This is a genomic window from Streptomyces hygroscopicus subsp. hygroscopicus, assembly GCF_030269125.1.
Lineage (GTDB): Bacteria > Actinomycetota > Actinomycetes > Streptomycetales > Streptomycetaceae > Streptomyces > Streptomyces hygroscopicus_C.
The window spans coordinates 341128-351591 of the sequence record NZ_BSSM01000009.1; the positions used below are offsets into that span (position 1 = coordinate 341128).

10 protein-coding genes are annotated in these 10464 nt (G+C 71.7%); 3 read left to right on the plus strand and 7 right to left on the minus strand.

Annotated elements, in window-relative coordinates; genetic code table 11:
* Positions 1 to 19 precede the first annotated feature (19 nt).
* The gene (locus QSK45_RS21895) at positions 20 to 196 is read left to right on the plus strand and encodes a hypothetical protein (protein WP_285559412.1); all 177 of its coding nucleotides are present in this window, start codon (positions 20 to 22) and stop codon (positions 194 to 196) included.
* A 4-nt stretch (positions 197 to 200) separates the two neighbouring features.
* On the opposite strand, the gene mscL is transcribed toward QSK45_RS21895, so the two are convergent.
* From mscL to QSK45_RS21925, 6 genes are all read right to left on the minus strand, one after another.
* Entirely contained in the window at positions 201 to 659 is a 459-nt protein-coding gene (gene mscL, locus QSK45_RS21900) for a large conductance mechanosensitive channel protein MscL (protein WP_285559414.1), read from the minus strand.
* A gap of 138 nt (positions 660 to 797) precedes the next feature.
* Positions 798 to 1433: a hypothetical protein gene (locus QSK45_RS21905; protein WP_285559416.1), complete on the minus strand. Its 636-nt coding sequence runs from the start codon at positions 1431 to 1433 to the stop codon at positions 798 to 800.
* Between the two features lie 357 nt (positions 1434 to 1790).
* Entirely contained in the window at positions 1791 to 2624 is an 834-nt protein-coding gene (locus QSK45_RS21910; protein WP_285559418.1) for an S-methyl-5'-thioadenosine phosphorylase, read from the minus strand.
* A 115-nt stretch (positions 2625 to 2739) separates the two neighbouring features.
* Entirely contained in the window at positions 2740 to 3045 is a 306-nt protein-coding gene (locus QSK45_RS21915; RefSeq protein ID WP_285559419.1) for an FmdB family zinc ribbon protein, read from the minus strand.
* 66 nt (positions 3046 to 3111) lie between these two features.
* Positions 3112 to 4407, minus strand: coding sequence for an MFS transporter (locus tag QSK45_RS21920; protein ID WP_285559420.1), 1296 nt, complete (start codon positions 4405 to 4407; stop codon positions 3112 to 3114).
* A gap of 397 nt (positions 4408 to 4804) precedes the next feature.
* Positions 4805 to 6316, minus strand: a complete 1512-nt coding sequence (locus QSK45_RS21925; protein WP_285559440.1) for a potassium/proton antiporter — start codon at positions 6314 to 6316, stop codon at positions 4805 to 4807.
* Between the two features lie 266 nt (positions 6317 to 6582).
* Here QSK45_RS21925 and QSK45_RS21930 point away from each other — a divergent pair, with 266 nt between their 5' ends.
* Positions 6583 to 9498, plus strand: coding sequence for a penicillin acylase family protein (locus QSK45_RS21930; protein WP_285559421.1), 2916 nt, complete (start codon positions 6583 to 6585; stop codon positions 9496 to 9498).
* A 56-nt stretch (positions 9499 to 9554) separates the two neighbouring features.
* Here QSK45_RS21930 and QSK45_RS21935 read toward each other — a convergent pair whose 3' ends face one another.
* Positions 9555 to 10175: a 5-formyltetrahydrofolate cyclo-ligase gene (locus QSK45_RS21935; RefSeq protein ID WP_285559423.1), complete on the minus strand. Its 621-nt coding sequence runs from the start codon at positions 10173 to 10175 to the stop codon at positions 9555 to 9557.
* A 123-nt stretch (positions 10176 to 10298) separates the two neighbouring features.
* Between QSK45_RS21935 and QSK45_RS21940 the strand changes: the two genes are divergently transcribed.
* The coding region (locus tag QSK45_RS21940) for a sugar phosphate nucleotidyltransferase (RefSeq protein ID WP_285559442.1) at positions 10299 to 10464 on the plus strand (166 nt) is incomplete at its 3' end.

Genomic DNA, 10464 nt, shown 5'->3' on the forward strand with positions numbered 1-10464 from the left:
AGGGTCGTACCCTGGATCCATGAGCATCGCCCCCGCACCCGAGCCGCGTGACCCGAAGCCCGCGCTGGTCTTCGACGATCCGCTGGACCAGCAGTCCTCGGACGACACCGACCGCGGCTGGGGCGAGCGGCCGGACGGCGACGGCGCCGCCGACCTCAAGCGCTTCCTCGACGAGAAGCCGCCCCACCACCTCTGAGCGGCTAGTGGTCCTCGTGACCGGCGCGGCGCTGGGTGACCAGGGCGTCGCGGATCTCCTTGAGGACCTCCAGCTCGGTCACCTCGATGACCTCCTTCGTGCCCTCCCGCGCCGCCTTGCGGGCCGCCTGCCGGGCCAGGTACTTCGACATCGGCAGGACCATCAGGAAGTACACCACCGTGGCGGTGATCAGGAAGGACAGCGTGGCGCCGAGAACGGAGCCCCACATCAGCTGGATGCCGTGCGTCCCGTGGCAGGAGGCGCTGAGGCACGTGCTGTAGTTGTCCAGGTTCTGCGTACCGATCGCGCCGACCAGCGGATTGATGATCCCCTTCACCAGCGCGTTGACGATGTTCGTGAAGGCGGCGCCGATGACGACCGCCACCGCCAGGTCGATGACGTTGCCGCGCATCAGGAAGGCCTTGAAGCCCTGCAGGACGCTCGGATCCTTCTTCGCGCTCACCTCGGGGACGCTCCTCGCATGCACAAGTCGTGGAACAAAACGCTCCGCAACCTACGGCACCATGCGGCCATACTGTCCAATCCCATCCCCTGAAAGAGGGACTTGACAGCGCGCCGCCAGGAAAAAGACCGACGTGGTTCAGCACAGCGTCACCGCCAGTCGCGCCGTGGCGCTCGCCCCGACGAGCCCCGCCGCCAGGGCGCGGGGCACCGCCAGCACGATCAGCGCGCCACTCTCGGTCGCGCCGTCCAGTGGCTCCGGCACCCGCGTCACCCGCGCTCCGCGCGCCAGCACCCGGGCACCGCTCCCGGCCGCCGGGTCCTGCGCGGCGATGACGTCGACCCGGTCGCCGGGGCGCAGCAGCCGGACCGTGGCGGCGTCGGCGATCCGCACCGGCGCCGCCACCAGGTCCGCCGGGCGGGGCCGTCGCAGCGGGGCGGGCGGGTGCCCACGCACGGACCGGGCCGGTCGGGCCGCCTGGTCGGTGCGGTGGCCTTCCGCCGGGGTCCCTGGGCCCGCCGCCACCAGTGCGGCCGCGGTCACCGCGAGGCCGGCCGCCACCGCGCGTCCCCGGTGCCGGACGAGACACCGCACCCGGTACCGGCCGCCGCGTACCCGCACCGGGGGGAACGGCGGCACCTCGCAGGTCGCGGGCGCGTCCGTGCCCAGCGGGCGCGGCAGGCGCAGGGGAGGGGGCCACGCGGTGCGGCGCGGGGCGGCCGTGGACCGGGAGGAGGGGGCGGACGAGGGGAACGGGGAGGAGGGAAGGGGCATCGGGATCACCGCCTGCGACGAGGGACATCGGCTTGCGCTGCCACGATGACGCCTCGCGCCGGAATCCGCCGGAGCCGGTGGACCACCGGCCGCTTGTGGATATCCCGCCCACCCGAACGGGCAATTCCGCTCCTGGCACGGCGACTTGTCCACAGCCCCCGGCCCTTGCGGCTCCCCTTCCTGCCGCCGCTACGAAGACTTGTCCACAGCCCGCTCCCGCGGCCCGCTGCGGCGATTTGCCCACAGCCCCCGGCCCTGCGGCTCCCGCTCCCGCTACGGCGACGTGTCCACAGCCCGCCCCCGAGGCTTCCGCTTCGGCGAGCGACGTGGCCACAGCCACCGGTCCCGCGGCTCCCGCTACGGCAGCTCGAACCCCGGCTCCATCCCGCCGAGCGCGTTCACGCACAGACAGTCCCGCGCCCCGGTCTCCGGCAGCGCGGCCACCGTGTCGAAGAGGACCCCGCGCAGCCGTTCCACATTGGCCGCGAACACCTGGAGGACCTCCTCGTGGGAGACGCCCTCCCCGGTCTCGGCGCCCGCGTCGAGGTCGGTGACCAGGGTCAGGGAGGTGTAGCACAGCTCCAGCTCGCGGGCGAGGGCCGCCTCGGGGTGGCCGGTCATGCCCACGACCGACCAGCCCTGTGCCTGGTGCCACAGCGACTCGGCGCGCGTGGAGAAGCGCGGCCCCTCGACCACGACCAGCGTGCCGCCGTCCACCGGCTCCCAGTCCCGGCCGCGGGCGGCCTTCAGCGCGACGGCCCGTCCGGTGGGGCAGTAGGGGTCGGCGAGCGACACGTGCACGACGTTCGGCACGGTGCCGTCGGGCAGCGGCAGTCCGTCGAAGTACGACTGGGCCCGGGACTTCGTACGGTCCACGAACTGGTCCGGCACCAGCAGCGTGCCGGGGCCGTACTCGGGGCGCAGGCCGCCCACCGCGGAGGGGCCGAGGACCTGCCGTACACCCACGGAGCGCAGCGCCCACAGGTTGGCGCGGTAGTTGATGCGGTGCGGCGGCAGATGGTGACCGCGGCCGTGCCGGGGCAGGAAGGCGACCCGCCGGCCGGCGATCTCGCCGAGGAAGAGGGAGTCGCTGGGCGGTCCGTAGGGGGTGTCCACTTGCACCTCGGTCACGTCGTCGAGGAACGAGTAGAAGCCCGAGCCGCCGATTACGCCGATCTCTGCGTTCGCCATGGCCAAGACATTAGCTGGCCGTGACGGCCCGCAGGTGGGGGTTGGCGGAGAACGCCGAAGGCCCTGCCGTCGTAGGCCGGCAGGGCGGGCGTCGAAGCGGACGGACCGTACGGCCTCAGGCGGCGGACGTGCCGGCCGAGCTGGACGTCGACGACTTCGAGTCGGACGAGGACGAACCGGCCGACGACGAGCCGGACGTCGAGGCGCTGGACGACTTCGTCGCCGGGCTGCTGCTCGACGTGGAGCCGCGGGAATCGTTGCGGTAGAAGCCGGAGCCCTTGAAGACAATGCCGACCGCGGAGAACACCTTCTTCAGGCGCCCGTTGCAGTTGGGGCACTCGGTCAGGGCGTCGTCGGTGAACTTCTGCACCGCCTCGAGGCCCTCGCCGCACTCGGTGCACTGGTACTGGTAGGTCGGCACTGTCTCCTCCTGGCACTCTCACTCATTGAGTGCTAACGACGCTCCATAGTGACGTATTCCCGGGGATCAGTCCACCGTCACCGGCGTGCGGTGACCGACGCCACGTGCCACGGTCTGGCTCTCCTGGCGCGCGATCAGCCGGGATCGCAGCGCCACGAGGGTCGTCAGGGCGATCACCGTGCCGCCCATCGGCACCAGGAATCCCGAGCCGTCCCACAGCCGGTCCTCCAGCTGCCCGGCGACGGTGACCGCGGCCGCCTGGCCGAGCGCGACCGCGCCGGTCAGCCAGGTGAGGGCCTCGGTGCGGGCGCGGGCCGGGACCAGCCCTTCGACCAGGGTGTAGCCGGTGATGAGCGACGGTGCGATGCACATGCCGACCAGCAGGCCGAGCGCGGCGAGCAGCGGCACGGAGTGCGCCGTCCACAGCGCGGACGCGGCCAGCGCGAGCGCCGCGTAGCCGACGAGCAGGCGCCGCTGGGGCGCCGTCTTCCAGGCGATCGCGCCGCACACGACGCCGGACAGCATGTTTCCCGCGGCGAAGACGCCGTACAGGACGCCGTTCAGGCCGGGTTCGCCGATGGACTGGGTGAACGCCGCCAGGGAGACCTGCATGCCGCCGAAGACCGAGCCGATGCCGAGGAAGGTCACGGCCAGCACGCGCACACCGGGGACCCGGAGCGCGGAACCGTGGCGTACGCGCGCGGGTCCGGCCGTGGCGCTCACCGGCGGCTGGGTGCTCTTCCGCGCGGCGAACAGCAAACCGCCCACGAGGGTGAGCGCCGCCTCCGCGAGCAGGCCGGCCGCCGGGGCGACGGCGGTGCACAGGGCGGTCGCCAGCAGCGGCCCGAAGACGAATGTCAGCTCGTCGGTGACCGACTCGAAGGCGGCCGCGGTGCCCATCAGGGGCGAGCCCTGGAGCTTCACGCCCCAGCGCGCCCGCACCATGGGGCCGATCTGCGGCACCGACGCACCGGTCGGCACGGCGGCCAGGAAGAGCGCCCACAGGGGGGCGTGCGCCAGCGCGAGCCCCGTCAGGGCCAGGCCCGACAGGGTGTGCACCAGGATGCCGGGGAGCAGCACGGCGCGCTGGCCGTAGCGGTCGGCGAGGCGGCCGCTGTAGGGCGCGAACAGCGCCATGGAGACGCCGGTGACGGCCGCGGCGGCGCCGGCGGCGCCGTACGAGCCGGTGGTGTGCCGCACCAGCAGCACGATGGAGAGGGTGAGCATCGCGAACGGCTGGCGTGCCGCGAAGCCGGGGAGCAGGAAGGTCCAGGCGCCGCGGGTGCGCAGCAGGGGTCCGTATCCCGGGCGGGAGGACGCCGTCGAGGTCTTCGCCGGTTCGTCGGTGACCGTGGATCCCACGGCCCGTGCCTTTCCGCCGCCTGGTAGCGCGCGGCCCGTGCGGGTCCGGGCGCCGAGAGCTGTCCTCTTGCGCGGACTGCGGTAGATACCGGCGCCCACGGCAAGGTGGGGGGCGTCACGGCCGCCATACGGTCGCGCCAGCTCTGCGTCAGGCAGAGTTGGTTCGATCAGGGTGCGCCTTCATCGTATACAGCGATCACCCCCGCGCGGGCTGTGAAAACGAGCACCATGGGGCCGGCCGCCTCGGATTCCGTGCGCCCGCGCGAGGTGTGAACCGTGTGAAACATTCTCTTGACACGTACTCCCGCCGCGAACCCCGGCTCCCGCCGCGAGCCCCGGCTTCCGACGCGAGCCGCGTCCCGGGAACGAGCCGCCGTCCTCGCCCTGAGCCGCGTCGCTAGCGCGAGCCCCCGGCTCCCGCCCCGTCGGTGCCCAGCCAGCTCGCCAGCTTGCCGCCGTGGGCCACGGCGCGCAGCCGTGCCTCCGCCGCGTCGCGGACCGGGTCGGTGGCGACCACCAGGAGTTCGTCGCCGCGCCGCAGAACCGTGCTGGGCAGCGGGACGAACGATTTCCCCTCCCGCACGACGAGCGTCACGGCGGACCCGGCCGGCAGCCGCAGTTCGGCGATCTCGACGCCGTGCATCCGCGACTCCTCGGGGATCGTCACGGACAGCAGATGCCCGCGCAGGCGCTCCAGGGGCGCCGACTCGATGCCGAGGTCGGACGCCTCGCCCTTCTCGCCGAGCCGCAGGGTGCGCGCCAGCCAGGGCAGCGTCGGGCCCTGGACCAGGGTGTAGACGACGACCAGGACGAAGACGATGTTGAAGATCCGCCGGCTGCCCTCGACGCCGTTCACCATGGGGATCGTCGCCAGGATGATGGGCACGGCGCCGCGCAGCCCCGCCCAGGACATCAGGGTCTGCTCCTGCCAGGGCACCCGGAACGGCGTCAGGCTGAGCAGCACGCTGAGCGGGCGGGCCACCATGGTGAGCACCAGGCCGATGACCAGGGCGGGCATGACGTCGTCGCCCAGTTCGTGCGGGGTGACCAGGAGGCCGAGCAGCACGAACATGCCGATCTGGGCGATCCAGCCGAGCCCCTCGGCGAAGCCGCGGGTGGCCGGCCAGTGGGGGAGCTTGGCGTTGCCGAGCACCATGGAGGCCAGGTAGACCGCGAGGAAGCCGCTGCCGTGGCCCAGGGCGCCGGCCGCGTACGCCGACACGGCGATCGCCAGGACGGCGATCGGGTAGAGGCCGGAGGCGGGCAGCGCCACGTGCTTGAGCCCCAAGGCGCCGAGGAAGCCCACCGCGAGGCCCACGGCCGCGCCTATGGCCAGCTCCAGGGCTATCTCGCCGAGCATCATGTACCAGTGCTCGACCGGCCCCGCCGTGGAGAACGCCACGACCAGGATGACGACCGGGGCGTCGTTGAAGCCGGACTCCGCCTCCAGGGTGCCCGTCACGCGTGCGGGCAGGGGGATTCTGCGCAGTACCGAGAAGACCGCCGCCGCGTCCGTCGAGGACACCACCGCGCCGATGATGAGCGCCTGCCGCCACTCCAGCCCGACCAGGTAGTGCGCGCCCGCCGCGGTGATCCCGACGCTGACCGCGACGCCCGCGGTCGCGAGGACCGCGGCGGAGGACAGGACCGGCCGGACCTCCTTCCACTTGGTGCCGAGGCCGCCCTCGGCGAGGATCACGACGAGGGCCGCATAGCCCATGACCTGCGTCAAGGCGGCACTGTCGAAGTGGATGTGGCCAAGGCCGTCCTGGCCCATGACGACGCCGATCCCCAGGTAAACGAGCAGGCTGGGGAGCCCGCTGCGGGAGGAGATCCGCACGGCCGCCACGGCGACCAGCAGGACGAGGGAGCAGACGAGCAGGAGCTGGTTGAGGTGGTGAACAGTCAGCGGCGGTTCCCTTCCTTGGCCCGGCGCGGGGCGCGCGGACGCGTGAACACAAGATCCGAGGCTGCGGCGTACCGCATCCAGGTACTTCGTTACCTTACCTAATTCTTGACGCTTTCTTGACGTTAAGGGGAGAAGATCGAACGCTCGTGCGCGCTGGTTGCCGACTCCGCGTCAAGGCGCACAGGGTCCTGCGCCTATGGTTGCTCCAGCGCTCATTCAAAGTCATGGCCCGACCTGCCGCTCGCGTTAGGACAGCAAGGACAGCGATGCCCCCGAACACCACCGCCACAACGGGTGACACCGCCACCGCCGGTGCCGCGCCCGCCAAGTCAGGCAGGAAGAAGGGGCGCAGAGCCCGACTGCTCGTGCTGCTGCTGGTCCTGGCCGTCATCGCGGGCATCGCCTACGGCGGGTTCTGGTCGGTCAGCACCGTGCGCGCCTCCCTGCCGCAGACCACGGGGTCGATCACGCTCGACGGACTGTCGGGCCCGGTCGACGTCAAGCGGGACGGCAACGGCATCCCGCAGATCTACGCGTCCTCCGACCAGGACCTGTTCATGGCGCAGGGCTACGTCCAGGCGCAGGACCGGTTCTACGAGATGGACGTGCGCCGGCACATGACCGCCGGGCGCCTGTCCGAGATGTTCGGCAGGAGCCAGGTCCGCAACGACGAGTTCCTGCGCACCCTCGGCTGGGACCGGATCGCCAAGCAGGAGTACGACACCAAGCTGTCGGCCTCCGCCAAGAGCTACCTGGACGCCTACTCCAAGGGCGTCAACGCGTACCTGAAGGGCAAGAGCGGCAAGGACCTCTCCCTGGAGTACGCCGCCCTCGGCCTGACCAACGACTACAAGCCCGAGCAGTGGACCCCGGTCGACTCGATCTCCTGGCTGAAGGCGATGGCCTGGGACCTGCGCGGCAACATGCGGGACGAGATCGACCGCGCCCTGATGACGAGCCGGCTCGGCCCGCAGCAGATCCGGGACCTGTACCCGGAGTACCCGTACGGCCGCAACAAGCCGATCGTGCAGGAGGGCCAGTACAACGCGCTGACCAAGAGCTTCGAGCAGAGCGCCGCCGCGGGCACGCCGGTGGGCACGGCCGCGGGCGGCACGGGCACCGGCACGACCGGGACCACGGGCGCGACGGGCACCGGCACCGCGGGCACCGCGGGCACCACCGGCACCACCGGCACGACGGGCACCACCGGCGGCGCCACGGGGTCGTCTGCGGGCACCGCCGGCTCCACCGGCTCCGGAACCCCCGCCACCGCCGGTTCGGGCGTCACAAGCCAACTGGGCGGCCTCTACAGCTCCCTGGACGACCTCCCGACCGCCGTCGGCGTGAACGGCCAGGGCATCGGCTCCAACTCCTGGGTCGTCGCCGGGAAGTACACGATCACCGGCAAGCCGCTGCTCGCCAACGACCCGCACCTGGAGGCGTCCCTGCCGGGCGTCTGGTACCAGATGGGCCTGCACTGCCGGACCGTCTCGGCCAAGTGCCAGTACGACGTCACGGGTTACACGTTCGCCGGGATGCCCGGTGTGATCATCGGCCACAACGGCGACATCGCCTGGGGCATGACCAACTCCGGGGTCGACGTCTCCGACCTCTACCTGGAGAAGGTCACCGCGGGCGGCTACCTGTACGACGGCAAGGTGCGGCCCTTCAAGACCCGCCAGGAGACCATCAAGGTCGCCGGCGGCGCCGCCAAGACGATCGTGGTGCGCGCGACCCAGGACGGGATGCCGCTGCTGTCCGACCGCGACGACGAACTGGTCCAGGTCGGCCGGAAGGCCACGGTCAACACCGCGGCCCCCGACCGCGGCGACGGCTACGGCATCGCCCTGCGGTGGACCGCGCTCGACCCGAGCGCCTCCATGGACGCCGTCTTCGCGCTCGACAAGGCGGCGAACTGGAACGACTTCCGCGCCGCCGCCGCCAAGTTCGACGTGCCCTCGCAGAACCTGATCTACGCCGACACGCGCGACAACATCGGCTACACCCTGCCGGGCAGGATCCCGACGCGCTCCGCCGCGGACGACGGCTCCGTCCCGGCGCCGGGCTGGGACCCCAAGTACCGCTGGACCGGCTTCATCCAGCAGGACGAGCTGCCGTACGAGTACAACCCCAAGCGCGGCTTCGTCGTCACCGCCAACCAGGCCGTGGTCGCCAAGGACAAGTACCCGTACACCCTGACCACCGACTGGGGCTACGGCACCCGCAGCCAGCGGATCACCGACCTGATCGAGTCGAAGATCAAGGGCGGCGGCAAGATCTCCACCGACGACATGCGGCAGATGCAGCTGGACGACAGCAGCGAGATCGCCAAGCTCATGGTGCCGAAGCTGCTGAAGATCAACCTGGACGACAAGAACGTACGCGACGCGCAGAAGCTGCTGGAGGGCTGGGACTACACCCAGGACTCCGACTCGGCCGCCGCCGCGTACTTCAACGCCGTCTGGCGCAACGTCCTCAAGCTCGCCTTCGGCAACAAGCTCCCCAAGGAGCTGCGCGTCGAGGGCCAGTGCCTGTGGGTCGACAAGATCGACAGCACCGGTCCCGTGGACGACGACACCAAGGTGCGCGAGTGCGGCCAGCGCGCCGACGACCAGGCGCAGCCGGACGGCGGCGACCGCTGGTTCGAGGTCGTGCGCAACCTGATGAACAAGCCGGACAGCGACTGGTGGAAGACGCCCAAGCAGGGCACGCGCCCGGCGGCCGAGAACATGGACCAGCTCTTCGCGCGCGCCATGATCGACGCCCGCTGGGAGCTGACCGCCAAGCTCGGCAAGGACATCGACACCTGGAACTGGGGCCGGCTGCACCGCCTGTTCCTGAAGAACCAGACGCTCGGCACCGACGGCCCCAGGGTTCTGCAGTACCTGCTCAACCGCGGCCCCTGGAAGCTCAACGGCGGTGAGGCGGCCGTGGACGCGACCGGCTGGAACGCGGCCGGCGGCTACAACGTCGTCTGGGTGCCGTCCATGCGGATGGTGGTCAACCTGGCCGACCTCGACAAGTCCAGGTGGATCAACCTGACCGGCGCCTCCGGGCACGCGTTCAGCGCCCACTACACGGACCAGACCGACAAGTGGGCCAAGGGCGAGCTGCTGCCCTGGTCGTACTCCTCCAAGGCGGTCGACAAGAGCACGAGCGACACGCTCGTCCTCAAGCCCTGAGCGGCGGCGCCCGCGACGGAAAGGCCCTCCCGCGTGGAGGGCCTTTCCCGTGCCGGTCAGCCACCGGTGAGGCGGCGCACCCCGGACGGCGTCACCACGGCGTGCACCGGCCGGTCGTGCTCCTCCTCCGGGACCCGCGCGACGACCTCCCAGTCGTAGAGCAGGACCACCAGGCGGGGGTGCGCGCCCGCGCGCTCCAGCCGGGCCAGCACGCGGTCGTACGAGCCGCCGCCGCGCCCCAGCCGCATTCCGCGCGCGTCCACCGCGAGTCCGGGCAGCAGGACCACGTCCGCGCCCGTCACGGCGTCCGGGCCGAGCCGCGCGCCCGACGGCTCGAACAGGGCCATCCGCCCGCCGTGCCGGACCTCCGTGAGGGAGCCGGACCCGGCGTACTCGCCCCAGTCGAGGTCGTTGTCGGGCAGCAGCGCGGGGAGCAGCACGCGGGCGCCCCGGGCGCGCAGCGCGTCCAGGAGCGCGCCCGTGCCGGGCTCGGAGCCCACGGAGACGTACGCGGCGACCGTGCGCGCCCTCGCCAGTTCGGGCAGTTCCAGGGCGCGCGCGGCCAGCGCCCGGCCCGACGCCCGTACGTCATCGTCCGGCAGGCTGCTCCTCATCGCGAGGAGGCTTCGCCGCAACGTCCTCTTGCCAGGCTCGTCCACGCGTCCGTCGTGTTCCACGGGTCGTCTCCCGCACCCTTCCTGTATGCCGTTCCACGGCGCTCACGCCGTCCGAGTCGTCTTCAAAGGGTCCACCAAGCACAGCCCAGGAACCCCACAAAGTCACCGGTTAAGGTGGCGGGCATGACTCAGTCGCACCCCAGGATCAGCAAGGCTGTCATTCCGGCGGCGGGTCTTGGCACCCGGTTCCTGCCGGCCACCAAGGCCACTCCCAAGGAGATGCTGCCGGTCGTCGACAAGCCCGCGATCCAGTACGTGGTCGAGGAGGCCGTGTCCGCGGGGCTCGACG

Coding starts and splice junctions, on each gene's coding strand:
- QSK45_RS21895 (WP_285559412.1), top strand. CDS start 20: ATGAGCATCGCCCCCGCACCCGAGCCGCGTGACCCGAAGCCCGCGCTG.
- QSK45_RS21905 (WP_285559416.1), bottom strand. CDS start 1,433: ATGCCCCTTCCCTCCTCCCCGTTCCCCTCGTCCGCCCCCTCCTCCCGG.
- QSK45_RS21910 (WP_285559418.1), bottom strand. CDS start 2,624: ATGGCGAACGCAGAGATCGGCGTAATCGGCGGCTCGGGCTTCTACTCG.
- QSK45_RS21930 (WP_285559421.1), top strand. CDS start 6,583: ATGCCCCCGAACACCACCGCCACAACGGGTGACACCGCCACCGCCGGT.